The organism is Nocardia sp. NPDC003979, assembly GCF_053605015.1.
This window is the reverse complement of the sequence record NZ_JBSGIJ010000001.1, coordinates 438,936-464,903: the sequence shown is the minus strand read 5'-3', so window position 1 is coordinate 464,903 and position 25,968 is coordinate 438,936. Positions and strand designations below refer to the sequence as shown.

Below are 25,968 nucleotides of genomic sequence, written 5' to 3'. Positions count from 1 at the left end.
CGTCATGGCTTCTGGAGACATCGTCCCGATCGAGCTCGGTCTGACCGATGGCGATCTCGTCACCCTGTGGGCACCGCGCTGGCGTGACGGTGACGACGAGTACATGGCGTTCCTCGGACACGAGGACGACCTCTACGGTTTCGAGTCCGTTGCGGAGTTGGCGGCGTTCATCCGCACCGACACCGACAACGATCTCGTCGAGCATCCGTCGTGGGCGGTGGTCGCCGGTCTGTCGGCCGCCGAACTGGAGCCGGAGGAAAACTTCACCTTCGATCTGGTCTCCGTGCCCGAGCTGGCCGCGGGCGAACCCGACGGCGAGGTGGTCGGCGAGCTCGAGGACACCCTGGCCATGGTTCGCAACATCGGCGACGTGTGCGAGCTCGACGTGGTGACGGCGTTCTTCGACGACAACCCGGTACTCGGTGTGCTCGCCAACGGCGTCGGCACCTTCACCGGGCGCGACGGCGAGGAGCTGTGGGACCAGGTCGGTGCCGCCATCGTCAAGGGCTGGGACGACGTGCTCGACGCGATCGACAGCATCGTCACCACCCCCGAGGTGGATGCCGCGGCGGTCGAGGTCGCCGAGGCCGAGCTGCTGGCCGCCGAGGAGAACGTGGTCGACGCCGACGACGTGGTCGAGGAGGACGAGGAGTTCGAAAGCGTCGACCTCACCGCCGACGACGAGGACGAGACCTTCTGGCACGAGGTCGGCATCGACCCGGTCAAGATCGTCACCTCCGACGGTGAGCACTTCACCCTGCGCTGCTACCTCGACGACGAGCCGATCTTCCTCGGCAACGGCCGCACCATCACGGTGTTCGGTTCCGAGCGCGCGCTGGCCCGCTACCTGGCCGACGACCACGAGCACGAGCTGGCCCGGGTGTCGACCTTCGGCGACGTGCAGACCGCCGCGGTCGACGGCTCACTCGAGGTGGAGGTGAGCGACGAGAACGTCTACGTGCTCACCGGCCTCGTTGAGGACCTGGCCGAGGGGCCGGAGGCCGTCGACATCGAACAGCTCGACCTGGCTGTCGAATTGTTCACCGACGCAGCCGATTACGCCGACGACGACAGCGTGGAACAGGCGCTTGCCGCGTCGAACCCGCTGGGTTGGTACGTCTCCTACCTGCTCAACCCGGACCCGAACCGGCTGGCCCCGAACCCGCCGTTCACGGCCGAGGCCCAGCAGTTCCGCGAACTGCAACGCGCGTTCGAAGCACGGCTGGTCAGCGAGTAGCAAGCCGAGCAGGGTGGCACCGAGGAGGTGCCACCCTTCTTCGTCATCCGACCAGGACCGCGTAGCGCGGTTTGATGATCTCGTCGATGATCTTCAGGCGATCGGGGAACGGGATGAACGCCGACTTCATGGCGTTGATGGTGAAGCGTTCGAGGTCGCTCCAGCCGTAGCCGAAGGTTTCCACCAGTTTGAGCATCTCCTGGCTCATGGTGGTGTCGCTCATCAGCCGGTTGTCGGTGTTGACGGTGACCCGGAACCGCAGCCGGGCCAGCAGGTCGAAGGGGTGCTTGTCGAGCGAGGGCACCGCACCGGTCTGCACGTTCGACGACGGGCACAGTTCCAGCGGCACCCGCATGTCCCGCACATAGTTGGCGACGATCCCGAGCTGGGCGTCCTCGATGGCGCCCGGCACGCTGATGTCGTCGGTGATGCGCACACCGTGGCCGAGACGGTCGCACCCGCAGAAGGCGAGCGCCTCGTGGATCGACGGCAACCCGAACGCCTCCCCCGCGTGAATCGTGAAGTGCGCGTGGTTGACTCGCAGATATTCGAACGCATCGAGGTGCCGGGTGGGCGGGAAGCCCGCCTCGGCCCCCGCGATGTCGAACCCGCCGACGCCCGCGTCACGGAACCGCACCGTGAGCTCGGCGATCTCGCGCGAGCGCGCCGCGTGCCGCATCGCCGTGAGCAGACATGTCACCCGGATGGTGTTGCCCTGCTCGGCCGCGATCGCCTCCCCCTCCCGGAACCCCGCGAGGGTGTGTTCGACCACCTCGCCGAGCGTGAGGCCCTGCCCGAGATGCTGCTCCGGCGCGAACCGCACCTCGGCATACACCACCCCGTCGGCGGCCAGGTCGATGGCACATTCGCGAGCCACCCGCCGCAACCCCTCCGGGGTCTGCATCACCGCGACGGTGTGCGCGAACGTCTCGAGATACAACTCGAGCGACCCACTGTCGGCCGCGTCCCGAAACCACGCCCCCAAACTCTCGGCGTCGTGGGCGGGTAGTTGGTCGTAACCGCAATCAGCGGCGAGCTCTAGCACCGTCGCAGGCCGCAGCCCACCATCGAGGTGGTCATGCAGCAGAGCTTTCGGTGCACGTCGGATCGAAGCTAGGTCAAGGGGCGCCGGTCCAGTCATGCCCAAACGTTAGCGGGACCAGCCCGCCCCGGCAGCGGACTTCCACCGACACCACATTTCCGGAGAGAACCCCCAGTCCGCCAATGACCGCACTCCCGACCCCGCACGACCCGACCTCGAGGAGGGTCCGCCGCGAAGCGGCGCAGCGGCCCGGCCGGCGCAATACCTCAGGCGTCCTCAGCCAACTCTCCCGAGCACCAACTCCCCCGGCTTCTCTTCCGGCGCACTCTCGACACTCACCGCCCCCGACAGCGACTCCAACGCAGCACCGAAAGCATCGGGCGTATCCGTATGCAGCGTGAACAGCGGCTGACCGACCGTCACCCAATCCCCCGGCTTCGCATGCATCTCCACCCCCGCCCCCGCCTGAACCTTCTCCCCCTGCCTCGCACGCCCGGCCCCCAGCTGCCACGCCGCGATCCCCACCCCCATCGCATCCAACCGCGTCAAGACCCCTGCCGACTCGGCACGCACCACCTCGGTGTGCCGAGCCGTGGGCAGGGCGGCATCGGGATCACCGCCCTGCGCCTCGATCATCGAACGCCAGTGGTCCATGGCCCGGCCGTCGGCCAGCACCTGCGCCGGATCCACATGCAAACCGGCCTGCGCGACCATCTCGCGGGCAAGCGTCAGCGTGAGCTCGACGACATCGGCGGGCCCACCACCGGCGAGCACCTCGACCGACTCCGCCACCTCGAGCGCGTTACCGGCGGTCCGCCCCAACGGCGTATCCATCGCGGTCAGCAATGCCACCGTCTTCACCCCGGCATCGCGCCCCAGCTCGACCATCACGGTCGCCAACTCGCGCGCCTCGTCGAGGGTCTTCAAAAACGCACCGGTCCCGACTTTCACGTCGAGGACCAGCGCGGACGTACCCTCGGCGATCTTCTTGCTCATGATCGAACTGGCGATCAGCGGAATCGACTCGACCGTCCCGGTCACATCACGCAGCGCGTACAGCCGTTTGTCGGCGGGGGCGAGGTCGGCGCCCGCCGCGCAGATCACCGCACCGATCGCCGGGTCGGCCAGGATCTCGCGCATCCGCGGCACGGTCACGTCGGCCTGCCAGCCGGGGATCGACTCGAGCTTGTCCAGGGTGCCGCCGGTGTGGCCGAGGCCCCGTCCCGACAGCTGCGGCACCGCCGCGCCGCAGGCCGCCACCAGGGGCGCCAGCGGCAGCGTGATCTTGTCGCCGACGCCACCGGTCGAATGCTTGTCGACGGTGGGCCGCGGCAGGTCGGTGAAGTTCATCCGGCTCCCCGACCCGATCATCGCCGCCGTCCACCGAGCGATCTCGCGCCGGTTCATGCCACGCAGCAGGATGGCCATCGCGAGGGCGGACATCTGTTCGTCGGCCACGACCCCCCGCGTGAACGCGTCGACCACCCAGTCGATCTGCTCGTCGGACAGCTCACCGCCGTCCCGTTTGGCCCGAATGATCGATACCGCGTCCAGTGCCGTCATGCGGCCAGTCTGGCACGCAACATCGGCCGCGGCACTCCTCGCGCCGAGCGAGCCCCCTGCCGGACCTCCGTCGGCTCGGAACAGGACCCGATCATCCTCGTTCGGGTCGGTCATCGGTCGACCGGCGCGATCAGCGCTGCCCGGCCGCCAGATCATCGGGCCCGAACGCATACGGCAACAGCTCGCTCAGTGGTTTGGGCCCCTCGGCATGGTCCACGAGCAGCTCGCCCCCGCCGTGCTCGAACAGCAGCTGCCTACACCGCCCACACGGCATCAGGATTTCGCCACGGGAATCGCTCACCGATACCGCCAGAAGGCGGCCCCCACCCGACCCGAATAAGTTACCGACGAGTACGCATTCGGCACACAGGGTTAGTCCATATGAGACATTTTCCACATTGCAACCGCTCACAATTCGACCGTCCGTCGTGAGAGCCGCAGCACCGACCGGGAAACCCGAGTACGGGGCATACGCGCTACCCATTGCGCGAATTGCCATGTCGCGCAAGGTATTCCAGTCGATTTCGGACATCGCGAACCTCCAGCCGATACCGCCGAACATGTCCGCGCGGGGGCTCGGACACCAGTATTCGGCATCGAGAAAGGTAAACCTAACTCGGCCGATTCGTGCACAACGCACGGCACGCCGAATTAGTTCCGCGAAACAGAGAGGATTAGAGTCAGCCGAAGATCGGTTCAGGTTCCCGGCGGCGGGCCAGCGCTCGAGAATACAGCGCAGCCACCTGGGCATTTGCCTCTCCACGCAGCCGGCGTCGGATCTGTGACCGGGTCCATCAACGACGTTGGAGGCACCGCACTCTATGACCACGATAGAAGCTCCGGCTCCGGCCCAGCCGAAGCGGAAGACGCTGTACCGCGGCGACCCCGGCATGTGGTCCTGGGCGCTGCACCGGATCACCGGTGTCACGATCTTCTTCTTCCTCTTCGTGCACGTGCTGGACACGGCACTGGTTCGGGTGAACCCGAACACCTATGACGAAGCCATCGAGCTCTACAAGAACCCGCTGGTCGCGCTCATGGAGATGGGCCTTGTCGTCTGCGTCCTGTTCCACGCGCTCAACGGCGTCCGCGTCATCCTCGTCGACTTCTGGTCGCAGGGTCCGCGCTTCCAGAAGCAGATGCTGTGGGTCGTGCTGACCATCTGGATCCTGGTCTCCGCCGCGGGCGTCGGCCGCCAGTTCTTCTACCTGCTGACGGAGCACTGATATGTCTGCACCTGTCCTCGGCAAGTCCTACGACCGCCCCGCCAGCCTCGACGCCCCGCGCGCACCGCGCGGCAAGGCCAACGGCAACTTCGAGAAGTACGCATGGCTGTTCATGCGCATCTCGGGCCTGTTCCTGATCGTGCTGGTCATCGGCCACATGTTCATCATGCTGATGATCGACGGCGGCGTGAACCGGCTGAACTTCGCGTTCGTGGCCGGTCGCTGGTCCAGCCCGTTCTGGCAGTTCTGGGACCTGTCCATGCTGTGGCTGGCTCAGCTGCACGGCGGCAACGGTCTGCGCACCGTCATCGATGACTACTCCCGCAAGGACTCCACCCGGTTCTGGCTCAAGACCATCCTCGTGGTCTCGATGATCCTGGTGATGAGCGTGGGCACCTACGTCATCTTCACCTTCGACCCCAACATCACCGGTTAGGAACAGGCCACCTCGCATGAGTGAATCCCGTCCGATTCAGGAACATCGCTACGACGTGGTCATCGTCGGCGCCGGTGGCGCGGGCATGCGCGCGGCGATCGAGGCCGGTCCCCGGGCTCGTACCGCGGTCCTGACCAAGCTCTACCCCACGCGCAGCCACACCGGCGCGGCTCAGGGCGGCATGTGCGCCGCGCTGGCCAACGTCGAAGAAGACAACTGGGAATGGCACACCTTCGACACCGTCAAGGGTGGTGACTACCTGGTCGACCAGGACGCCGCGGAGATCATGGCCAAGGAGGCCATCGACGCGGTCATGGACCTGGAGAAGATGGGCCTGCCGTTCAACCGCACGCCCGAGGGCAAGATCGACCAGCGTCGTTTCGGTGGCCACACCCGTGACCACGGCAAGGCGCCCGTGCGTCGCGCGTGCTACGCCGCCGACCGCACCGGTCACATGATCCTGCAGACGCTGTACCAGAACTGCGTCAAGCACGACGTCGAGTTCTTCAACGAGTTCTACGTGCTCGACCTGGTGATGACCGAGTCCGACCGTGGCCCCGTCGCCACCGGCGTCGTCGCCTACGAGCTGGCCACCGGCGAGATCCACGTCTTCCACGCGAAGTCGATCGTGTTCGCCACGGGCGGCTCGGGCCGTATGTACAAGACCACCTCGAACGCGCACACGCTGACCGGTGACGGCATGGCGATCGTGTTCCGCAAGGGTCTGCCGCTCGAGGACATGGAGTTCCACCAGTTCCACCCGACAGGCCTCGCGGGCCTGGGCATCCTCATCTCCGAGGCTGTTCGTGGTGAGGGTGGCATCCTGCGCAACGCCTCCGGCGAGCGCTTCATGGAGCGCTACGCCCCCACGATCAAGGACCTCGCGCCGCGCGACATCGTCGCCCGCTCGATGGTGCTCGAGGTGCTGGAAGGCCGTGGCGCCGGGCCGAACAAGGACTACGTCTACATCGACGTGACCCACCTCGGCGAGGACGTGCTCGAGGAGAAGCTGCCCGACATCACCGAGTTCGCGCGCACCTACCTGGGTGTGGACCCGGTCAAGGAGCTCGTGCCGGTCATGCCGACCTGCCACTACGTGATGGGCGGTATCCCCACCCGCATCCGTGGCGAGGTGCTGCGCAACAACACCGACGTGGTCCCCGGCCTCTACGCCGCCGGTGAATGCGCCTGCGTGTCGGTGCACGGCGCGAACCGTCTCGGCACCAACTCGCTGCTCGACATCAACGTGTTCGGCCGTCGCGCCGGCATCGCGGCCGCCGAGTACGCCCAGCGCACCGAGTTCGTCGAGATGCCGGAGAACCCGGCGCAGATGGTGCAGGACTGGCTGGCGCTGATCCTGTCCGACCACGGCAACGAGCGCGTGGCCGACATCCGCACCGAGCTGCAGTACACGATGGACATGAACGCCGCCGTGTTCCGCACCGAGGACACCCTCAAGCAGGCCCTGACCGACATCCACGCGCTCAAGGAGCGCTACACCCGGATCACGGTGCAGGACAAGGGCAAGCGCTACAACAGCGACCTGCTCGAGGCCGTCGAGCTGGGCTTCCTGCTGGAGCTGGCCGAGGTCACCGTCGTCGGCGCGCTCAACCGCAAGGAATCGCGTGGTGGGCACGCCCGCGAGGACTACCCGGACCGCGACGACGTGAACTTCATGCGGCACACCATGGCGTACAAGGAGGGCCCGGAGCTCATCTCCGAGATCCGCCTCGACTTCAAGCCGGTGGTGCAGACCCGCTACGAGCCGATGGAGCGTAAGTACTGATGACTGCTGTAGCAGAACCCACCACGCAGAAGCCCGCGCCCGTCCCCGAGGGCTCGGTCATGGTCACCGTGAAGGTGGCCCGGTTCAGCACCGAGAACGACAAGGGCGCGTACTGGGATTCGTTCCAGGTGCCGGTCCTGCCGACCGACCGCTTCCTCAACGTGCTGATCTACATCAAGTCCTACCTGGACGGCACCCTCACCTTCCGGCGTTCCTGCGCCCACGGTGTGTGCGGTTCCGACGCGATGCGGATCAACGGTGTCAACCGGCTGGCCTGCAAGGTCCTGATGAAGGACATGCTGCCCAAGGGCGACAAGACCCTCACCATGACCGTCGAGCCGATCCGCGGCCTGCCGGTGGAGAAGGACCTCGTCGTCGACATGGAACCGTTCTTCGACGCGTTCCGTGCCGTGAAGCCGTACCTGATCACCTCGGGTAACGAGCCCACCCGCGAGCGCATCCAGTCCCAGCACGACCGCGCCCGCTTCGACGACACGACCAAGTGCATCCTGTGCGCCTGCTGCACCACCTCCTGCCCCGTGTACTGGAGCGACGGCAGCTACTTCGGCCCGGCCGCGATCGTGAACGCCCACCGCTTCATCTTCGACAGCCGTGACGAAGGCGCCCGCGAGCGTCTCGACATCCTCAACGACGTCGAAGGCGTGTGGCGCTGCCGCACCACCTTCAACTGCACCGACGCGTGCCCCCGTGGCATCGAGGTCACCAAGGCCATCCAGGAAGTCAAGCGCGCGTTGCTCTTCGCCCGCTGACCTCCCCGGTCCCCACAAAGGCCGCCTTCATTTTTCGATGAAGGCGGCCTTTGCCGTCACTCTTCCTGTGCGAGATGGGTTTTGGCGTCCTCGTAGGACCCGCTCGGGGCGGTGTCGTCCTTGGTGTAGACCAGGTGCAGTACGCCGGTGCCGAAGGTTTCCGAGGAGAGCAGGCGCAGGGGGATCGTCGTCCCGTCCTCGAACAGCCGCTCCCCTTTGCCGACCACGATCGGGTGCACCAGCAGGTGCAGTTCGTCCAGCAGTCCCGCGGCCAGGAGTTGGCGCACCACCGATACCGACCCGCTGATGGCGATATCGCCGCCCGACCCCTTCCTCAGCTCGGCCGCGGACGCGGTCAGGTCGCCGTCGAGGCGCTCGGAGTTGCGCCATGGGAAATCGCGGTCCTCGTGGGTCACCACCAGTTTGCGTGCGTCGCCGAGCTTCTTCGCGAACGCCGCGTCCGGTCCGCCTTCGGCTTCGCGGCCGGGCCAGGCGCCGGCGAAGCTGTCGTAGGTCACGCGGCCGAGCAGCAGCGTGTCGGCGCTGCCGAGCTGGGCGTCGACCGCGGCGCCCATGGCGTCGTCGAAGTAGGGGAAATGCCAGTCCTGCGGGTCGGCGATCACGCCGTCGAGAGACATGAACAGACCGGCGGTGATCTTCCTCATCGGTACTTCTCCTCGGTGAACGGTGAGTGTGTCGATTACTACGACGGTGCGCGGCTACCGAACTAATCGCGGTACAGCAGGTTGGTCGGACGGACTTGACGAACTACTGGATAGTTCTACTATCTATAATAGACAGTGTCACTATCTACTACGGAGTCGCCGTGATCGTCATCGTTCTTCTCGTCTCGCTCCTGAGCTTCCGCACACTGGGAGCACTCGGCATCAGCCGGTTCGCCACCTGGTCGGCGGCTGCCGCGCACGCACTCGCGGTCATGCTGATGATGACCGGTTCCGCCCACTTCATGCCGTCGAGCGTCACCGTGATGCCCAATTACGACGACCTGGTGGCGATGGTGCCGTCGTTCGTGCCGTTCCCCGGATTCATGGTGCTGTTCACCGGCGTGCTGGAACTGCTCGCGGCCGTCGGCCTGATCCTCACCCGGACGCGCCGGATCGCGGGCTGGGCGCTGGTGCCGCTGTTCGTGCTGCTGCTGCCCGCCAATATCTACGCGGCCGTCGAAAACGTCACCTTCGCGGGCGAACCCGCGTCTCCCCTGTGGCAGCGCATCCCGGAACAGCTGCTGTACATCGGCTTCGCGATCTGGGCGACGGGTTCCCTCACTCCGGCCACGCGGGATCGCGTGCCCGCTCAGCGGTGATCACGCGAAACCGGTGGTGCGGGCGAGATCGGCGAGCATGGTGTCGAACATGACTTCGGGGTCGGTGAGGGGAATCGGGTAGTTGCCGAACACCTCGAGGGTGACGTGGCCGAACAGGCGAACCCAGGTCTGCACCATCACGTAGGTGACGCCGAGATCCAGTTTCTCGGCGGGGAACTTCTGCCCCGAATCCGAGAGCATGGCGAGCAGTTCGGTCTGGAATTCGATCAGATCGTCGCGCAGTTCGACAGGGATGGATTCGCCTGGCGGGGTGGCGATCTCGAAACTGGCGAGCAGCCTGCCCGCCGCGGCGAGGAAGATCCGGCCGAAGGGCTCGTCGAAGCGGCGCAGCATGGCACGACTGGAGGTGGGCGAGGCGAATACCAGGGTGAATTCCCTGGGGTTGGCCAGCGCCCACCGCCGGAAGCCGCGGCAGATCGCGAGGAACTGCACGGCGCCGTCGTCGGGCAGGTCCGCGATGCCCGCCGACAGGTTGTCGGCGAGGTCGGCACAGAATTCCACCCGCAACCGTTCGATCAACTCGTCGCGGGAGTCGTAGTGCCGATACAGCGCGGGGGCGGTGACGCCGAGTTCGCGCGCGATGGCCCGCAGGGTGACCGCGTCGGGGCCGTGCTCGGCCAGCAGCGCCCGCGCGACCCGCCGGATATCGGCGTCGGCCACGACGGGCGCCCGGCCGCGTGCCTTGCCCGTCAACCGCTCACCCCCTCGCTGCTGTTCGGGCTCAAGAGTATTCGACTTCCCACCGTTTGATGCCGTTGAGCCAGCCGCTGCGCAAGCGCACCGGTTCGGCGACCTGACGCAGGTTCGGCATCGCGTCGGCAATGGCATTGAACATCAGGTCGATCTCCAGGCGGGCGAGATTCGCGCCGACACAGTAGTGGGTTCCGGTGCCACCGAACCCGACGTGCGGATTGGGATTGCGCAGCACGTCGAACCGGAACGGGTCGGTGAAGGCGGTCTCGTCGAAATTGGCGGAGCTGTAGAACAATCCGAGCCGTTGACCCTTCTTGATCTGCTGTCCGCCCAGTTCCAGGTCGCGGGTGGCGGTGCGCTGAAAGGCCGTCACGGGGGTGGCCCAGCGCACGATCTCGTCGGGGGCGGTGCGTGGCCGCTGATCCTTGTAGATCTCCCACTGCTCGGGGTTGTCGACGAAGGCCTTCATGCCGTGGGTGATCGAGTTGCGGGTGGTTTCGTTGCCTGCCACCGCCAACAGGATGACGAAGAAGGCGAACTCGTCGGAGCCGAGGTGCTCGCCGTCGACATCGGCGTTCACCAGCTGGGTCACGATGTCGGAGGCCGGACAGCCACGCCGCTGCTCGGCCATGTTCCAGGCGTAGCCCATCACCTCGGCGGTGGCGGTGTGGTGATTGCCCTCGAACTCCGGATCGTCGTAGGAGATCATCTGGTTGGTCCAGTCGAACAGCTTCATCCGGTCCTCCTGCGGCACGCCGAGCAGTTCGGCGATGGCCTGCAGGGGCAGCTCGCACGCGACCTGCTGCACGAAATCGCCCCGACCGGACTTCTTGGCCTCCCAAACGATGCGTTCGGCCCGTTCGGTGAGCGCGGCGCGCAGATTCTCCACCGCACGAGGGGTGAATCCCTTGGACACGATGCGCCGGATCTTGGTGTGCTGCGGCGGATCCAGGTTCAGCATGAGCATGTTGGCGAGCATGTCGATCTGCTCACGGGTGGTTTCCTCGTTGAACCGGATGATGGCGGTGTTCTCGTGCGAGGAGAAGTCCTCGGGGTTCTTCGAGATCTCCTTGATGTCGGCCAGCGTCGACACCACCCAGTAGCCGCCGTCGTCGAAGCCGCTGGCGCGGTCGGACTGCGCGCACCACCAGACCGGCGCCGTGCGCCGCAGTTGCGCGAACTCCTCGATCGGCAGGCGCTGCGCGAGCAGGTCGGGATCGGTGAAATCGAATCCCGCGGGGATATCGGTGCTGGTCACGGTGTCTCCTTCGGCTGACTCCAGAACGTGATGTAGAACACGTTCGAATCGATGAAACCACGCCGCACCCATTTGTGAACAGGTTTTAGTAATACCTGTTTATGAAACCTGGTCGGCGAGATGGCGTGAATTCGTGCGCTCGCCGACTCCGCTGGGCAAGATGGCGGCGTGGACTTGCCGTACCTGCGAGCCAACCCGCACCTGCTGCCGACCTTCCTCGCGCATCAGCGCCTGCGCACCACCCCGGTCGGCGGTGGGTCGATCGCGGTGGCCGAGCGCATCGGCCTCGACGACGGCACCCAGCTGTTCCTCAAAACCTGGCCCGGCGGGATCTCGGCCGCGCCCACCGACGGCGCCCCGGCTGCCGCACCGCCGGGATTCTTCGCAGCCGAAGCACAGGGTCTGCGCTGGCTACGGGAGGCGGGCGGTGTCGCGATCCCCGAGGTCTACGCCGTCTCCGACGACCTGCTGCTCATGGAATGGGTCGACCATGCCGAACCCTCCCCGGCCGCCGCCGAACGATTCGGCGCGGAGTTGGCTCTGCTCCACAACGCCGGCGCGGCCGAATTCGGCGCTCCCGTCGACGGTTTCCTCGGCAGCCTGCCGCAGGACAACACCCCCGGCCACGACTGGCCGACCTGGTTCCGGGAGCGCCGAATCCTTCCGTTCCTGCGGCTCGCCGTCGATGGGGGCGCACTCGATCCGGCCGACGCCACTGCCGTCGAGTCGATCCACGTCGAAGCCCCCGCCGAACCGCCGTCCCGGATCCACGGTGACCTGTGGCCCGGCAACATTCTCTGGGGCCCGTCGGACACCCCATGGCTGATCGATCCCGCCGCGCACGGTGGCCACCGCGAAACCGACGTGGCCACACTCTTCCTGTTCGGCGGCGCACCCCATCTCTCCCGAATCATCGCCGCTTACAACGACATCCATCAGCTCGAGCCGGGCTGGCAGGAGCGCATCCCACTCCATCAGCTTCCCCTGCTGTTGGTTCACGCGGTCCTGTTCGGCCGCTCCTATCGCGCCGCCGTCCTCGACGCGGCCGCCCGGTATCGGTAGGCCACATTCGGCACCAACGGCTCCTGAACCAGGGCTTACAAATTTACGTTCCGTGTAACGATTCGATGTCGGGACGCTCGAGCGGTCGTCGCAGAACTGGTCATGTGACCAAACTGCCTCATGTTCAAACGATTGACGCTCGCCGTGGTCTGCGGCGCAGCCGCCCTCCTGCCCGTCGCCGTCCCCGCGGATGCGGCGCCGAAGTCCGATCCGAAGATCGCCTCCTACAACGTCTTCATGCTCGCCGAGGCCCTCTACCCGAACTGGGGGCAGGAGCAGCGCGCCGACCTCATCGCGCAGCAGAACGTCCTCGCGGGACAGGACGTCGTGGTTCTCCAAGAGCTGTTCCACAACGAGGCGGGCGACCAGTTGCTGAACAATCTGAAGCGGGACTTCCCGAATCAGACTCCGGTGGTCGGCCGAACCCGCTCCGGCTGGGACGCCACCCAGGGCTCGTACTCCGCAACCACACCCGAGGACGGCGGTGTCGCGATCGCGAGCCGGTGGCCGATCAGCCGCAAGGTGCAGTTCGTGTACAAGGACGCGTGTGGCGCGGACTGGTTCTCCAACAAGGGTTTCGCGTATGTGAAGCTCGCCGCGCCCGGCGGTCCGGTGCACGTGATCGGCACGCACATGCAGTCCGAGGACGACGGGTGCAGCTCCGGCCAGCCCGGTCAGGTGCGGGCGAAACAGCGCGCACAGATCAAGGCCTTCCTCGCGGCGGAACGGATTCCGGCCGATGAGCCGGTGTATGTGGCGGGCGATATGAACGTGATCGAATCCAGTCCCGAATACGGCGCCATGCTGGCCGACCTCGCTGCCGTAGGCCCCCAGCACACCGGTCACGCGTTCTCCTGGGACTGCGCGGACAACTCCGTCTGCCGCGACCAGTACGGCCCCGAATACGCCTCGGAGCACCTCGATTACGTGCTCCCCATCAAGGGCCACCCGGTGCCCGACCGCTATGTCAACGAAACCCGCCGAGCCAAGAGCCCGAGCTGGAGCGTCACCGCCGACGGCACCACCTACACCTACACCGACTACAGCGACCACTACCCGGTCTTCGGCTACACCGGCTGACGCGGCAAAGGACTGTCACGGATACGGTGCGGCCGTTGCCCAGTTCTCGCCCGCTATGACGACGTGGTCGAGGTAGCGGAGGCCGACTGTGGCGGCGGCCTGGTAGAGGAGGGTGCTGGCTCGGCGGTCGTCGGGGCTGGGAGTGGGGTCGCCGGAGGGGTGGTTGTGGACGACGGCGAAGGCTCGGCCGTCGTGGCGCAGGACGGTGTTGAGGATTTCGCGGACGGGGACCGCGACGTGGTCGATGGCGCCCTCGGCGACGAAAACCCGGTGGCGCAGGCGGTTCTGGGTGTCGCAGATCAGGACGAGCAGGCGTTCCACGCGGGCGCCCGCGAACAGCGGGGCGGCGGCGTGGGCGATGTCGTCGGGTGCGGTGAGCCTCGGTACCGGTTCGCTGGTTCGGGAACGGGTGCCGAGGTGGAACGCGGCGATCACGGCGGCGGCCTTGGCCGGGCCGATCCCGGCCTGCGATGCCAGCTCCTCGGGGCGGGCGGCGGCGAGTTCGGCCAGGCCGCCGTATTCGGCGAGCAGGTGGGCGGCGAGTTCGAGTGCGGATTGCCCGCGAGTGCCCTGGCCGAGCAGCAGCGCGAGCAATTCGGTATCGGTGAGCACGTGTGGGCCGAGCGCGAGCAAACGCTCACGCGGGCGCTGGGCGACGGGCAGATTCGCGATCGGTACCGACACATTCCCCCCTACGTCATCGGTGACGAGACCGATACTCGCAGAGGGCACCGACAGGTTCGGCTACCGTTCAGCCACCGCGGGCGAATCCGTGTCGATATCGTGCGGTTCCGGACTGAACACCGAGTCGGCCATCAGCCGTTCGAGGTTGCGCAGCTGGCGCTCGTGCACGACGATCCGCCGCAATGCCTCGTTGACGGTGGTGTTGCTGTCGGCCGTGCCCATGATCTCGGCGGCGGCATCCAGCAGTTCTTGATCGAGATCTATCCGCAGGCTTCGCAAGCATCCTCCTCGGGTACAAACGCAATCTTGCGCGATACGCGCTCGGCGCGTCCGCCGTTTCACCGCGTCGTTACCGAATTCGGGCGGGCGAACTGTGCAGTTTGCGTAGTTGCGCACCGGTGTGTTGTCGCGACGCGCCAGCGGTGCTTGCCTTGAGGCATGTTCACCGAGGCCCAGCTGTATTCGCCGGTGACGCGCGAGCGCGACGGCGACGTCACTGTGCACCTGAGTGACGACCACCCCGGCGTCGACGACGAGCACTACCGCACCAGGCGCAATGCCATCGCCGCACTCGCCCTCGACTACCGGCCGGGCAACCCCGTCCCGCGCATCGACTACACCGACGACGAGCAGCAGGTCTGGCGGATCGCCTCGGCCGAGCTCGCCCGCAAGCACCAGGTGTACGCCTGCCGCGAGGTGCGCGAAGCGGCCGCTCAGCTCGCCCTGCCGCGCGACCACATCCCCCAGCTCGACGACGTCTCACGGCTGCTGCATCCACTCACCGGCTTCCGGTACGTTCCCGCCGCCGGGCTCGTCCCGCTGCGCGAGTTCTTCGGTTCGTTCGCGGACCGCACCTTCCACTCCACCCAGTACATCCGCCACCATTCGGCCCCGCTGTACACGCCGGAACCCGATGCGATCCACGAGATCATCGGGCACGCCAATCAGCTGGCGAGTCCGCGCTTCGCGAGTCTGTACGAGACCGTCGGCGCGGCGGTCGGACGGCTGGAGACCGATGTCGCGCTGAAGTTCCTCGCCGACGTGTTCTGGTTCTCGCTGGAATTCGGCGTGGTTCGCGAAGACGGACAGATCCGTTGTTACGGTGCGGGTTTGCTGTCGTCCTACGGTGAGATCGACGAATTCCGCCAGGCGACGCTGCGCCCGCTCGACGTGGCGCAGATGGGCACCATCAGCTACGACATCACCCATTACCAGCCGGTGCTGTTCTGTGCCGATTCGGTGGATCAGCTCGTGGACGTGCTCGGCGAATTCTTCGCGACCATGGACGACGACACCCCGGCCCGGCTCGGCGGACGTGCCCACCCTGCCGCGTAGTCGGCTGTAAACCGTTGGCGCAGAATATACTTGGCAATTCCGATGCGTCTCACATAATGGGACCACGGTGCGCGCGGGCAAAGTCGCGGCGGTAGGTTCGACCCGTTCTTCAAGCTTTGCGAAAGGGTCGGGTAGACCGAATATGACTGTGGACGTGACTGATACGCGCGACGATCAGAATCCCGAGCCGGAGGCCCCGCTGTGGCTGCAGGGCCGCGAGGCGGTGATCGCCGCGGCGACCCCCGACCAGTGGCGCGGTAACGTTCCCGACTACGAACTGAGCCACGAGGTGATCCCCCGCGAGCGCGTCGCCCAGCACGCGCCCGGTTCGCTCGAGGCCATCGTCGAGGACCTGGTGAAGGTCTTCGAGATGGAGGTCTCGCACAAGGCCGACCCCGCCACCTGGCTGTCGGTGGTCGCGGAGCAGTACCGCGGCCGGGTCAACGGCGGTGTGTGGCAGGACGCGGAGGAATTCGCGCGGATCGGCAGCTACAACATCCTGATCGGCGACAACCCGTACTACGAGTCGGCGAACGAGACCTTCGAGTCCTCGCACAAGATCTTCCACACCGCGTTCCCCGGTGGCTTCTTCTGGGAGGTGCTCGAGGTGCTGTCGGGTCCGCCGACCGTGAGCTTCCGCTGGCGGCACTGGGGCAAGTACGACGGCGAGTACAAGGGCCACCAGCCCACCGGTGAGCAGATCGAGATGTACGGCGTGACCATCGCCCGCGTCACCGAGGACCTGCGCATCGTCGAGCTCGAGCACTTCTACGACAACAACCAGCTGCTCGGCCCGCTGGCGCACGGCTGCCCCGTGCAGCACGGCAAGGCCGACTAGGAGCTCGTGGGCCTGTCGTCGTCGAACGGCAGGCCCGCCTCGAGCAGGTCGAGGGCGTGGCCGACCTTGGTCGCGTCGACCGGTCCGGTGGTGACGATGCCGAGCATCGCACCGACCATCGCCCCCGCCGCGACTCGCACCTCGAAGTCGTCGACCGGGCGACCGGTGTAGTCGGCGAGCAGCTGGGCGGCCAGCTCGATGCTTCGCTGGAATTCCAGGCCGATCGCCGAGCGCAGTTCCGGCAGGTGGTAGAGCAGTTTCTGCCGTTGTTGTTCGAAGGCGGCATCCTCGGCCGACATCGAGGCGTACACCGCCTCGGTGGCCCGGCGGACCGCGGTGAGCGGGTTCTGGCCCCGTGGTTGCGCCGCCAGCGCCTCGATCATCAGCGCGTCCTGGTCATCGGCCATGACGAGCTGTTCCTTGGTCGGGAAGTAGCGGAAGAAGGTGCTCGGGGAGACCTCGGCGGCCGCGGCGATCTGTTCGACGGTCGTCTCGGTGTAGCCCTGCTCCCGGAACAGGCGGAACGCCTCGAGCCGGATGGTTCGACGGGTCCGCTCCTTCTTCCGCGCGCGCAACGACGTCTCAACCGACATGCAGCGATTCTGCCGCATCGTCGGCTGTCACGGTGTGGCGCCGCCCGAAGGCCAGCGCCACCAGGACAGCCGCGAGCAGGCATCCCACCGCGCACACACCGAGCATGGTGTCCATGCCGAGCACGAAGGCGTGCCGCACCTCCCGCAGCGCGATGGGGTCGTGTGCGGTCGCGGTGACTCCCGCATTGACACCGTCGGAGATCGGCGGCCGGTTCAGCTCGCCGAGATCGGCGCGGTAGACGGTGGCGAGTACGGTGCCGAGCACGGCGACGCCGATCGTGCCGCCCGCCTGCCGAAGTGCCTGCAGCAGAGCCGAACCCGAGCCGGATCGCGCGGTGTCGAGCTCGCTCATCGCCAACCCCATGGCCGCGGGCATCACCATTCCCATGCCCGCGCCGAGGATCGTCGTCCACGTGGCGGTGAGTCCGTAACCGCTGTCGACGCGGGTGAGCGCGCCGAGACCGATGCCGGCCGCGAGCACAAGGAACCCGGCGACGAGCACCGCCCGGATACCCCAGCGAGGCAACAGCAGATCCACCAGCCTGCTGCCGATCACCAGCCCGCCGATCATCGGCAGCAACCGCAGTCCGCTGCCGAGCGCGTCGACGCCGAGGACTGCCTGGAAGTACTGCGGCACGGTGAAGAACATGCCGAACATGGCGAAGCTGACCATCAGCGAAATAGCTGTGCCCCAGCGGAATCCGGACGACGCGAACAGCGCCGTATCGATCAGCGGATGCGCGGCCCTCCGCTGCCACCACCCGAACGCGGCGAGCGCACCGAGGCCCACGACGATCATCGCCCAGGCCGCCCCTTCACCCCATCCGTATTCACCGATCCGGATGAAACCGTAGGTGAGCCCGAGCATTCCGAGCGCCGCCAGCACGGCACCGGGCAGGTCGATGCGAAAGGCCTTGTCGCCGCGCGATTCCGGCACCAGAAAGATGACGGCGAGCGTGCCGAGGATCACCAGCGGCACATTGATGAGGAAGACCGAACCCCACCAGTAGTTGCGCAGCAGCCAGCCACCGACGACGGGGCCGAGCGGCAACCCGAGGGCGGTCGAGGTGACCCACACCGTGAGCGCGCGCTGGCGTTGCCCCTGGTCGCTGAACAGCACCGGGATCACCGCCATCGACAGCGGCATCATCGCCGCCGCGGCGACACCGAGCACCACGCGCGCGGCGATGAGTTGCCCGGCGGTGGTCGCGAAGGCACAGCCCAGCGAGGCGAGGCCGAACAGCACGAGCGCGCACAGCAGGACCTTCTTGCGCCCGTAGCGGTCGCCAAGCGCGCCCGCGGGCAGCATCAACGCGGCGAGGGCCAGCGTGTAGGCGCTGCTGAACCATTGCAGCGCAGCGGTATTCGCGTCGAGGTCGACGGCGAGGGTGGGAATGGCCACCGTCAGCACGGTGACGTCGAGTCCGATGGTGAGCATCGCGATGGCGAGCGCTCCGAGCGCCAGCCAGCGGCGGGTGTCGTCGGTTCGCATATCTCCTCCACTAATGAGAGCTACTGTCATTTGCTAGTAACTCTCATTTAGGGGTGGGTGTCAATAGGTGGACGGAGTCGACGGGAAATCGGCGTGTCGGCTCGCTAGGCTCTGCGCTGATGAAGATCCGCGAACACGGCGTGCGCGCCGCCTGCATCCTCGGCGCCGCCGCCACCGCGGCCGCTCTCACATTCGGTCCGGCACAGGCCCAGCCCGGCCCCACCGGCTCGACCACCACCACCCCGTTCACCACGCCGAACACCGACGGCTGCCCGCAGAAGACCAGGCCACCGGCCCCGATCGACTCCTCGGAGGTCCCCGCGCCGGGCGAATCGGCACCCACCGAACTGCCGGTTCCCGACAAACCGATCGGCGGCGACCGGCTCGGCGAATGCGGCGTGGTGCTGCCGGTCGGCGCCCCACCGCTGCCCGCCGACATCTCGGCGACCGCGTGGATGGTGTCGGACCTCGACACCGGACGGGTGCTGGCCGCCAAGGACCCGCACGGCCGCTATCGACCGGCCAGCACGATCAAGGTGGCCCTGGCCGTCGTCGCCCTGCGCACCCTCGATCTGGACAAGGTGGTGGTCGGCACCCAGGCCGACGCCGATGTGGACGGCACCCGCGTCGGCATCGGGCCGGGCGGCCGCTACACCAACCGTCAGCTCATGCAGGCCCTCATCATGTGCTCCGGTAACGACGCCGCGCACGCCATCGCCACCCAGCTCGGTGGCGACAAGGCGGCGGTGGCGAAGATGAACGACCTCGCGAAGTCCTTGCGCGCCATGGACACTCGCGCGGCCACGCCGTCGGGCCTCGACGGCCCCGGGATGAGCACCTCCGCCTACGACCTGTCGGTGTTGTTCCGGGAGGCGATGTCGATCCCGCTGTTCGCCGAGTTCATCCACACCGAACAGGTCGACTTCCCCGGCTACCCCGCCGACCCGAAGATCCCCGGCGACGAGGACCACCCCGGCTTCCCCATCGGCAACGACAACCAGCTGCTCTACAACTACCCCGGCGCCATCGGCGGCAAGACCGGCTTCACCGACGACGCCCGCCAGACCTTCGTGGCCGCCGCCGAACGCGACGGACACCGCCTCGTGGTCACCCTGTTGCAGGCCGACGTGCGCCCCATCCGCCCCTGGGAACAGGCCGCACGCCTGCTCGACTACGGCTTCGCCCTCGACTCCGACGCGCGCATCGGCAAGCTCCCCGAAGTGGGCGACGACATGATCCAGCCGAGCGTCCCGCTCGCCTCACCCCCGCCACGCGCCGACGGCAGCAGGCCGGAGGTCTCGCGGTCCGCCCATGAAGGGGCGCGCATCGCCGCGCTCGTCGCGGCCCCGGTCCTGATCCTCACCCTGCTGCTCCTGGCCCGCCGCGCCTGGCGCAGTCGCTGAGCTACCGGCGGCGCCCGAACACGACGAGAGCCAGGGCGGCGAGCGCGCCCGCGCCGAAGGCGGCCGCACCGGCACCGGTGGACAGGTTCTTGTCGACCACGCGCGGCTGGATGACGACCGGGGCGGGCGGGGCGATCTCGGTGTGGTCGTTGTCCGACGAGGTCGCCGCCCACGCGGTGGCGAACAGCAGGATGCGGAAGGTGATGTAGCTGAAGACCATCAGACCGATGATCGAACCGAAGGTGGCACCCGCCGGGCTCGACAGCACCATCCGCAGGTAGATGGCACCGACGAACTTGAAGATCTCGAATGCCACCGCGGCGATGGCCGCCGCCTTCGCCGCGCTGCGCAGCGACACCGGTTCGCGCGGCAGCCGGGCGATCACCCAGGCGAATACCGCCCAGGAGGCGAGCATCCCCAGCGCGATGGACACGATCGACAACACCACCGAGGCGCCGGGGACACCGTCGAGACCAACGGATTTCAGCAGCTTCGCGGTGAGTCCGCTGTTGGCGACCGTCGACAGACCGAGCGACACGACGAGGGCGAGGAACAGGCCGAACAGCGCGCCGAGATCGGACAGCTTCTCCCGCCACCACGGCTTGTCGGGAGTCTGGGTCTCCCACTGCTCGGTGAGCGCCGCGCGCAGGTTCGCGATCCAGCCGAGACCGGTGTAGAGACCGGTCAGCAGACCGAGCACACCGACCGTGCCGCGCGAATCGACCGCCTGCTTGATGAGGTCGTTGATCTGCTCACCGAAGGCACCGGGGACCTTCTCGATAACCTTGCCCTGCAATTCGTTCAGCAGGTCGGGTTGCCCGGCGAGAATGAAGCCCGCGATCGAGAACGCCACCATCAACAGCGGAAACAGCGAAAGCACAGTGAAATACGTGATGCCCGCGGCGAAGTAGTCACCGCGCTGACGCTGGAACCGCCCACCGGCCCGGACCAGATGATCCAGCCAAGGCCTGCTCTTGACCTGCTTCTCGACAGTGGCCGAGATGTTGTCGATCAACTGCATGACACGCGCCCCTCTTCAGCCGAAACCTCAGGTGCGCACCGGGTCAGCGAGCGAGGAAGCCGACCCGGTCGTACACCTGGGCAAGTGTGTTGCCTGCGATCTCACGCGCCCGCTCGGCCCCGGAAGCCAGGATCCGGTCCAGCTCTGCCTGATCCGACAGATAGTCCTTCACCTTCTTCTGCACGGGCGTCACGAATTCGACCAGCGCGTCGGCCACTTCGGCCTTGAGCTCACCGTAGCCTTTACCCGCGAAATTCTGTTCCAAGCTGACGATCGGGGTTTCGGTGAGCGAACTGAGGATCACCAGCAGGTTGCTCACGCCCGGCTTGGTGTCGGGGTCGTAGACGATCTCGCGGCCGGTGTCGGTGACGGCCGAGCGCACCTTCTTCGCGGTGACCTTCGGATCGTCGAGCAGATTGACGAGCCCGGCGTCGCTGGCCGCGGACTTGCTCATCTTCGCGGTCGGATCCTGCAGGTCGTAGATCTTGGCGGTGCCCTTCACGATGTGCGGCTCGGGCACGACGAAGGTCTTCTTGAAGCGAGTGTTGAAGCGCTGGGCCAGGTTTCGGGTGAGCTCGAGGTGCTGGCGCTGATCCTCGCCGACGGGCACCTGATGCGGGCGGTAGAGCAGGATGTCGGCAGCCATCAGCACCGGGTAGGTGAACAGGCCGACGGTCGCGTTCTCGGCGCCCTGCTTGGCGGACTTGTCCTTGAACTGCGTCATCCGGCCGGCCTCGCCGAAACCGGTGATGCAGCTGAGCACCCACGACAGTTCGGCATGCTCGGGCACCTGGCTCTGCACGAACAGAGTCGACTTCTCGGGGTCGATACCGAGGGCGAGCAGCTGGGCGACAGCGGCTTTGGTCCGCGCGCGCAGCGCCTTCGGATCCTGGCTGACGGTGATGGCGTGCAGGTCGGGGATGAAGTACAGCGCGTCGTAGTCGTCCTGCATCGTCACCCAGTACTGCAGCGCACCCAGGTAGTTGCCGAGGTGGAAGGAGTCGCTGGTGGGCTGGATGCCCGACAGCACCCGCTGCTTACGTTCGGCCGTCGCGGCCGGGGCAGGACTGGACATGCCCCAATCTTTCCACGCCGCTCAAGCGGAATTTCGCTGCACCCAGTTGCGCGGATCGACACCCGGCATGCTCGGCTTCCCCTGCCGGATCATGTGCTGCTCGCGGCGGGCGAGCAGCTGATAGGACGGGGTGCTCCGGCCGGCGAGCGCACCGGCGAGCATGCGGGGTGCCAGCGGCGGTGCGAGGTGCGCGGTGCGGATGCTGCGGCACAGGGCGCGGTGGGCGAGCTCGTCGGCGATGTCCCACTCGATGCCGTACATCCGCCGGATACGCGGGGGCAGACTGCCCTGGACCAGCAGATACAGCGCGCTGCCGACCTGTTCGACGGGTGGGCGCAACCGGTAGGCCTTCCGATGACCGGCCAGGTAGGAGCCCACCAGCTCGGCTTCGTCGGTGAGGAACGGTTCGGCCGAATCGAGGTAGTCGTCGAAGTAGCGGCGGAAGGCCGGATAGTCGGCGGGGGCCGCGTCGCGTGGCATGCCGAACAGCTCGCCCCAGCGCACGTAGTCCTGGTAGAGGTCCGCACGTTCGGTCGGGGTGAGTTCGCGGACCAGCCGGTCGTACATCACCTCGGCGGAATCGAAGGTGAAGGCCATGGTCATGAACATCAGGTGCGGGTCGAGGGCCGCGTAGGCAGTGCCCGCCCGGTGGTGCGGACCCGCGTCCTCGGGCAGCGCGCCGACCACCCGCTCGTGCTTGCGCCGGGTGAAGGCGAGCGCCCGGTCGGCCTCGGCCTTGCTGCCGAGGAAGACCGATTCGAACAGGGCGCCGGTGACAGCCAGCCGCGTGTAGGGGGTCGCCCGGTGGGCCGTGTGCTCGCTGGTCCCGACGAACAGCAGCGGGTGGACCGCGCCGATGACCAGGGCGCGCAGGCCGTAGGTGACGCCGACCGCGCGCTTGCTCATCACCCTGCGAATCATCGAATCGTCGGCGAAATATCCGGGTTCGCCCTGCCGTGCGGCCATGTCGCGCCTCCTCGTCGAGTGCATCTGGCAATACAATCCTCCAGAATTGATAATCTGGCAAGAGTCTCTACCAAAACACCGCGAACGGACGGTGGCAGCACAATGGAGCCCGTGGCTGCACAACGGACATACGGAGGCGTCTCCGCCGAACAACGCCAGGCGCAGCGCCGCACAGCGCTGCTGGACGCGGCGCTCGACATCCTCGCCGAGGACGGGCAGGCCAAACTCACCGTCGCCGGGCTGTGCGCCCGCGCCGGCCTCAACGAGCGCTACTACTACGAGAATTTCGAACGACGCGAGAGCGTGCTGGAAGCACTGCTCGATCGCATCGCCGAGGAATTGGCCGCCGCCATCATGGCGGCCCTGGCCGGTGCGCCGCCCGACAGCCGCGCGCAGGCGCACGCGGCGATCGAGGCGGGCGTGGCGGTCCTGCTCGACGACCCACGCAAGGCCCGCGCCGCGCTCATCGCCGGCATGGCCACGCCCGAACTCCGTGCGCGCACCGCACGAACGGTTCGCGCGTTCGCCCGGCTCGTCGCCGCCGAGGGCACCGGCTTCTACGGCGGCGACGTACCGCAGAACCTGGTCGATTTCCGGGCGATCTATTTGGTCGGCGGCCTCACCCAAACCCTCACGACATGGTTGGCGGGTGATCTCGACCTGACCCGCGCGGAAATGATCGACCAGATCACCGACGTCTTCGTCCTACTCGGCGACGACTTGGCCGGGCGCTATCGCTAGGACCCGTCGACCGGGTTCACGCGCCGCGCTTCATTCCCAAGCGCAGTTCGGGCCGAAGCTGTAGCACGGCTCCGACGATCCGTTGGCCAGCCAGCCGATCACATAGCCCAATACCGAGTTGGTGTCCTGATTCAGCAGTCCCGATCCGCTGTCGGCGACCGGTTGCGCGATGGCCTGTTGGGCGCTCGCGGGCCCGGTCGGCACGCACGTGTCGAGCATGATGCCGTCGCACGGCTGCGAGGACCCGAGTCCGAGTGCCTGGAGCAGGGCGACGCCGGGGAAATCCTCGGTGGAACCGACTGCGGGGCCCGCTACCGGCGCCACCGCCGCCCCGGCCGCCGCGATTCCGGGGCCCGCCGCCATGATCGCGGCGAAAACGCCGACACCCGCCAGTACTCGCTTCATCGTGTTCTCCTCACCGGCGGCCTCGAATCGGCCGCACCGGCGCAAACGCTAGGCGGGCCGATCAGCGGGCGGGAGACGCCAATTCCCTCGGCATCACTCGACGAGCGCTACCGCACCGAAGGTAACCGGGTCGCCTTGCAGGACAACCCGGAACACCACGTCGCGGCGCGACCAGTAGGCGGCGCAATCGCGCATGGCCGCCTCGAACCAGGCGCGTTCGGTCGGTTCGTCGGCCAGCAGGTCGTCGGCGGTGCGGACCACCGCGACGTAACCGGGTGCGTCGCCGACGAAATCGTCGAGGTCGCGCAGGCATTCGTCGAAGGCGTCCTTGTTCGCGCCGAAGTAGTACGGGAACTGGAAGGCGGCCGCGAACTCGTCGAACAGGGTGGTGACATCGCGCATCTTGGTGCCGCGCAGTTCGCGCACGCGATAGTCGGCGGGGGCGTCGTATCGGATGGCGCTGAACTGGTTGGCATCCACCGCCATGGCGCCGAGCACCGGTGCGTCGGCCGCGGCGGGCGCGTCGGCGGGTGGACGGGCAAGGAACTGCGACAGCGTCCGTGGCATCAGCGCATCCTCGTGAACGTTTCGTAGTGGTCACCGGTGTACCAGGCGCTGCCGTCGCTGCCGGTGACGATGCGTTCCGCGTCGCGACCACGGTTGCGCTGCTTGGGATTCACATCCCATTCCTGATACTTCACCGGATTGCCCGCCGAATCCTTGGGCGGCAGTTTGGTTCCCCGGTTCATGAACTGCTCACCACCCTTGGTGCCGGGCGCGTTCGCCGAATCCGGCCAGCGCCCCGCATCGATCTCGACGAGCGTGGCATAGGCCCGATCCGGCACCCCCGCCACCTTCGTGACCGGCGCCGCAGACGGATTCGCCGACGGTTTCGCCGCAGGTGCCGCGGGTTTCGGCACGGTCGACGACGCGACCGCGCGGGTGGTGGTCGCCGCCGTAGTCGTATCCGAACCACGACCACCGAACAGCGTCAGACCGAGCGCGGCGAGGACAAGGACGAGTCCGCCGAGCAGACCGAGAGTTCTCCGTGAGATGTTCATCGGTATTGCACAGTAACCGGCGAGTGGTCGGACCAGCGCTGGTCGTAGGCGGCGGCGCGTTCGACGACGGCCTGCTTGGCGCGGCCGGTGAGTTCACCTCGGGCGAGCTGGTAGTCGATGCGCCACCCGGAGTCGTTGTCGAAGGCGCGGCCGCGGTAGGACCACCAGCTGTACGGGCCCGCGACATCGGGGTGCAGGGCGCGGACCACGTCGACGTAGCCCGCGGCGAGCAGTTCGGCGATCCAGGCGCGTTCCTCGGGCAGGAAGCCCGCCGACTTCTGGTTGCCCTTCCAGTTCTTCAGGTCCACCTCGGCGGGGGCGATGTTCCAGTCACCGCTCACCACGAACTCGCCGGTCCTGGCCTTCAGGTAGGCGCCGAGTTCGGCCATGAAGCGGTACTTCTCGTCCTGCTTGGGGGTGTTCTCCTCGCCCGAATGGACGTACACACTCGCCACGGTGAGCTCGCCGAAGTCGGCCTCGAGGTAGCGCCCCGACGCGGCGAACTCGGTGCTGCCGAAACCGATCCGCACCGAATCGGGCGCGCGCCGCGACAGGATGCCGACACCGGCGCGGCCCTTCGACTCCGGTTCGGCATGGGTGAGCACCCACCCGGCCGCGAGTGCGGGAGCCAGCGCGGCGGCGGTTTGCGCGTCGGTGGCCCTGGTCTCCTGCAAGCAGACGATGTCGGCTTCGGTGGCGTCGAGCCAGGCGAGCATGCCTTTGGTCGCCGCCGCGCGGACGCCGTTGACGTTCACGGTCGAGAGAATGATTGCCACGCGTAGGACGGTACATCGGCGGGTATTCCCGAACGTGTAGGGGAACAACCCGGCGGCGCGAACGTTGTGATCGCCGGCAC

At 67.2% G+C, this 25,968-nt stretch carries 29 protein-coding genes; 12 read left to right on the top strand and 17 right to left on the bottom strand.

Annotation, left to right across the window (positions count from 1 at the left end; genetic code table 11):
• Window positions 1-4: 4 nt before the first annotated feature.
• Window positions 5-1,237: a primosomal protein gene (locus tag ACWEVR_RS01935; protein WP_452465436.1), complete on the top strand. Its 1,233-nt coding sequence runs from the start codon at window positions 5-7 to the stop codon at window positions 1,235-1,237.
• 43 nt (window positions 1,238-1,280) lie between these two features.
• Here ACWEVR_RS01935 and ACWEVR_RS01930 read toward each other — a convergent pair whose 3' ends face one another.
• The 3 genes from ACWEVR_RS01930 to ACWEVR_RS01920 form a co-directional block, all read right to left on the bottom strand.
• The gene (locus ACWEVR_RS01930) at window positions 1,281-2,378 is read right to left on the bottom strand and encodes an adenosine deaminase (protein WP_452465435.1); all 1,098 of its coding nucleotides are present in this window, start codon (window positions 2,376-2,378) and stop codon (window positions 1,281-1,283) included.
• A gap of 177 nt (window positions 2,379-2,555) precedes the next feature.
• On the bottom strand, window positions 2,556-3,842 hold the full coding sequence (locus ACWEVR_RS01925) for a thymidine phosphorylase (RefSeq protein WP_452465434.1): 1,287 nt from the start codon (window positions 3,840-3,842) through the stop codon (window positions 2,556-2,558).
• Window positions 3,843-3,972: 130 nt separating this feature from the next.
• Window positions 3,973-4,374, bottom strand: a complete 402-nt coding sequence (locus tag ACWEVR_RS01920) for a cytidine deaminase (RefSeq protein WP_452465433.1) — start codon at window positions 4,372-4,374, stop codon at window positions 3,973-3,975.
• Window positions 4,375-4,663: 289 nt separating this feature from the next.
• Between ACWEVR_RS01920 and sdhC the strand changes: the two genes are divergently transcribed.
• The 4 genes from sdhC to ACWEVR_RS01900 are packed head-to-tail and all read left to right on the top strand — an operon-like array spanning window position 4,664 to window position 8,060.
• Window positions 4,664-5,068 (top strand): succinate dehydrogenase, cytochrome b556 subunit, encoded by a 405-nt coding sequence (gene sdhC / locus ACWEVR_RS01915; protein ID WP_181697571.1) that lies wholly within the window; start codon window positions 4,664-4,666, stop codon window positions 5,066-5,068.
• Window position 5,069: 1 nt separating this feature from the next.
• Window positions 5,070-5,504, top strand: coding sequence for a succinate dehydrogenase hydrophobic membrane anchor subunit (locus ACWEVR_RS01910; RefSeq protein ID WP_452465432.1), 435 nt, complete (start codon window positions 5,070-5,072; stop codon window positions 5,502-5,504).
• A 16-nt stretch (window positions 5,505-5,520) separates the two neighbouring features.
• Window positions 5,521-7,290: a succinate dehydrogenase flavoprotein subunit gene (gene sdhA / locus ACWEVR_RS01905; RefSeq protein ID WP_133733979.1), complete on the top strand. Its 1,770-nt coding sequence runs from the start codon at window positions 5,521-5,523 to the stop codon at window positions 7,288-7,290.
• On the top strand, window positions 7,290-8,060 hold the full coding sequence (locus tag ACWEVR_RS01900) for a succinate dehydrogenase iron-sulfur subunit (protein WP_067490793.1): 771 nt from the start codon (window positions 7,290-7,292) through the stop codon (window positions 8,058-8,060). Before sdhA ends, ACWEVR_RS01900 begins: the two co-directional genes overlap by 1 nt.
• 56 nt (window positions 8,061-8,116) lie before the next feature.
• On the opposite strand, the gene ACWEVR_RS01895 is transcribed toward ACWEVR_RS01900, so the two are convergent.
• Window positions 8,117-8,725 (bottom strand): dihydrofolate reductase family protein, encoded by a 609-nt coding sequence (locus ACWEVR_RS01895; RefSeq protein ID WP_439263147.1) that lies wholly within the window; start codon window positions 8,723-8,725, stop codon window positions 8,117-8,119.
• Between the two features lie 161 nt (window positions 8,726-8,886).
• Here ACWEVR_RS01895 and ACWEVR_RS01890 point away from each other — a divergent pair, with 161 nt between their 5' ends.
• Window positions 8,887-9,384: a DoxX family protein gene (locus ACWEVR_RS01890; RefSeq protein WP_452465431.1), complete on the top strand. Its 498-nt coding sequence runs from the start codon at window positions 8,887-8,889 to the stop codon at window positions 9,382-9,384.
• On the opposite strand, the gene ACWEVR_RS01885 is transcribed toward ACWEVR_RS01890, so the two are convergent.
• Both ACWEVR_RS01885 and ACWEVR_RS01880 read right to left on the bottom strand, forming a co-directional pair.
• Window positions 9,385-10,098, bottom strand: a complete 714-nt coding sequence (locus ACWEVR_RS01885; protein ID WP_452465429.1) for a TetR/AcrR family transcriptional regulator — start codon at window positions 10,096-10,098, stop codon at window positions 9,385-9,387.
• A gap of 28 nt (window positions 10,099-10,126) precedes the next feature.
• Window positions 10,127-11,356, bottom strand: coding sequence for a cytochrome P450 (locus ACWEVR_RS01880; RefSeq protein WP_452465428.1), 1,230 nt, complete (start codon window positions 11,354-11,356; stop codon window positions 10,127-10,129).
• 168 nt (window positions 11,357-11,524) lie between these two features.
• Here ACWEVR_RS01880 and ACWEVR_RS01875 point away from each other — a divergent pair, with 168 nt between their 5' ends.
• Window positions 11,525-12,418 (top strand): fructosamine kinase family protein, encoded by an 894-nt coding sequence (locus ACWEVR_RS01875; RefSeq protein ID WP_452465427.1) that lies wholly within the window; start codon window positions 11,525-11,527, stop codon window positions 12,416-12,418.
• 120 nt (window positions 12,419-12,538) lie between these two features.
• On the top strand, window positions 12,539-13,498 hold the full coding sequence (sph, locus tag ACWEVR_RS01870; RefSeq protein ID WP_452465426.1) for a sphingomyelin phosphodiesterase: 960 nt from the start codon (window positions 12,539-12,541) through the stop codon (window positions 13,496-13,498).
• Between the two features lie 15 nt (window positions 13,499-13,513).
• Here sph and ACWEVR_RS01865 read toward each other — a convergent pair whose 3' ends face one another.
• Both ACWEVR_RS01865 and ACWEVR_RS01860 read right to left on the bottom strand, forming a co-directional pair.
• Window positions 13,514-14,182, bottom strand: a complete 669-nt coding sequence (locus tag ACWEVR_RS01865; RefSeq protein ID WP_067641361.1) for a JAB domain-containing protein — start codon at window positions 14,180-14,182, stop codon at window positions 13,514-13,516.
• Between the two features lie 60 nt (window positions 14,183-14,242).
• Entirely contained in the window at window positions 14,243-14,461 is a 219-nt protein-coding gene (locus ACWEVR_RS01860) for a type II toxin-antitoxin system VapB family antitoxin (RefSeq protein WP_067641359.1), read from the bottom strand.
• A 159-nt stretch (window positions 14,462-14,620) separates the two neighbouring features.
• Between ACWEVR_RS01860 and ACWEVR_RS01855 the strand changes: the two genes are divergently transcribed.
• Both ACWEVR_RS01855 and ACWEVR_RS01850 read left to right on the top strand, forming a co-directional pair.
• Window positions 14,621-15,517: a phenylalanine 4-monooxygenase gene (locus ACWEVR_RS01855; RefSeq protein ID WP_452465425.1), complete on the top strand. Its 897-nt coding sequence runs from the start codon at window positions 14,621-14,623 to the stop codon at window positions 15,515-15,517.
• 154 nt (window positions 15,518-15,671) lie between these two features.
• Window positions 15,672-16,355: an ester cyclase gene (locus tag ACWEVR_RS01850; RefSeq protein WP_225282035.1), complete on the top strand. Its 684-nt coding sequence runs from the start codon at window positions 15,672-15,674 to the stop codon at window positions 16,353-16,355.
• Here the strand turns inward: ACWEVR_RS01850 and ACWEVR_RS01845 are convergent.
• Window positions 16,352-16,948: a TetR family transcriptional regulator gene (locus tag ACWEVR_RS01845; RefSeq protein WP_452465424.1), complete on the bottom strand. Its 597-nt coding sequence runs from the start codon at window positions 16,946-16,948 to the stop codon at window positions 16,352-16,354. The genes ACWEVR_RS01850 and ACWEVR_RS01845 overlap by 4 nt on opposite strands.
• Window positions 16,938-18,440, bottom strand: coding sequence for an MFS transporter (locus ACWEVR_RS01840; RefSeq protein WP_452465423.1), 1,503 nt, complete (start codon window positions 18,438-18,440; stop codon window positions 16,938-16,940). Before ACWEVR_RS01840 ends, ACWEVR_RS01845 begins: the two co-directional genes overlap by 11 nt.
• A gap of 119 nt (window positions 18,441-18,559) precedes the next feature.
• Here ACWEVR_RS01840 and ACWEVR_RS01835 point away from each other — a divergent pair, with 119 nt between their 5' ends.
• The gene (locus ACWEVR_RS01835; RefSeq protein ID WP_452465422.1) at window positions 18,560-19,843 is read left to right on the top strand and encodes a D-alanyl-D-alanine carboxypeptidase family protein; all 1,284 of its coding nucleotides are present in this window, start codon (window positions 18,560-18,562) and stop codon (window positions 19,841-19,843) included.
• Window position 19,844: 1 nt separating this feature from the next.
• Here ACWEVR_RS01835 and yhjD read toward each other — a convergent pair whose 3' ends face one another.
• From yhjD to ACWEVR_RS01820, 3 genes are read right to left on the bottom strand one after another with little or no spacing between them, the layout of a single operon-like run.
• On the bottom strand, window positions 19,845-20,864 hold the full coding sequence (gene yhjD / locus ACWEVR_RS01830) for an inner membrane protein YhjD (protein WP_452465421.1): 1,020 nt from the start codon (window positions 20,862-20,864) through the stop codon (window positions 19,845-19,847).
• 43 nt (window positions 20,865-20,907) lie between these two features.
• A complete protein-coding gene (gene trpS, locus ACWEVR_RS01825; protein ID WP_181697589.1) occupies window positions 20,908-21,939 on the bottom strand; it encodes a tryptophan--tRNA ligase in 1,032 nt (343 codons plus the stop codon).
• A gap of 21 nt (window positions 21,940-21,960) precedes the next feature.
• Window positions 21,961-22,905 (bottom strand): oxygenase MpaB family protein, encoded by a 945-nt coding sequence (locus ACWEVR_RS01820; protein ID WP_452465420.1) that lies wholly within the window; start codon window positions 22,903-22,905, stop codon window positions 21,961-21,963.
• A gap of 102 nt (window positions 22,906-23,007) precedes the next feature.
• Here ACWEVR_RS01820 and ACWEVR_RS01815 point away from each other — a divergent pair, with 102 nt between their 5' ends.
• Window positions 23,008-23,646, top strand: coding sequence for a TetR/AcrR family transcriptional regulator (locus ACWEVR_RS01815; protein WP_452465419.1), 639 nt, complete (start codon window positions 23,008-23,010; stop codon window positions 23,644-23,646).
• 30 nt (window positions 23,647-23,676) lie between these two features.
• Here ACWEVR_RS01815 and ACWEVR_RS01810 read toward each other — a convergent pair whose 3' ends face one another.
• From ACWEVR_RS01810 to ACWEVR_RS01795, 4 genes are all read right to left on the bottom strand, one after another.
• Complete coding sequence (locus ACWEVR_RS01810; RefSeq protein ID WP_452465418.1) at window positions 23,677-24,051, bottom strand: hypothetical protein; 375 nt, start codon at window positions 24,049-24,051, stop codon at window positions 23,677-23,679.
• Window positions 24,052-24,144: 93 nt separating this feature from the next.
• Window positions 24,145-24,618: a barstar family protein gene (locus ACWEVR_RS01805; RefSeq protein WP_452465417.1), complete on the bottom strand. Its 474-nt coding sequence runs from the start codon at window positions 24,616-24,618 to the stop codon at window positions 24,145-24,147.
• The gene (locus ACWEVR_RS01800) at window positions 24,618-25,112 is read right to left on the bottom strand and encodes a ribonuclease domain-containing protein (protein WP_452465416.1); all 495 of its coding nucleotides are present in this window, start codon (window positions 25,110-25,112) and stop codon (window positions 24,618-24,620) included. The genes ACWEVR_RS01805 and ACWEVR_RS01800 overlap by 1 nt, the downstream gene beginning before the upstream one ends.
• Window positions 25,109-25,888 carry an exodeoxyribonuclease III gene (locus ACWEVR_RS01795; RefSeq protein WP_452465415.1) on the bottom strand — a complete coding sequence of 260 codons (780 nt, stop codon included), beginning with the start codon at window positions 25,886-25,888 and terminating at the stop codon, window positions 25,109-25,111. The genes ACWEVR_RS01800 and ACWEVR_RS01795 overlap by 4 nt, the downstream gene beginning before the upstream one ends.
• Window positions 25,889-25,968: the final 80 nt, after the last annotated feature.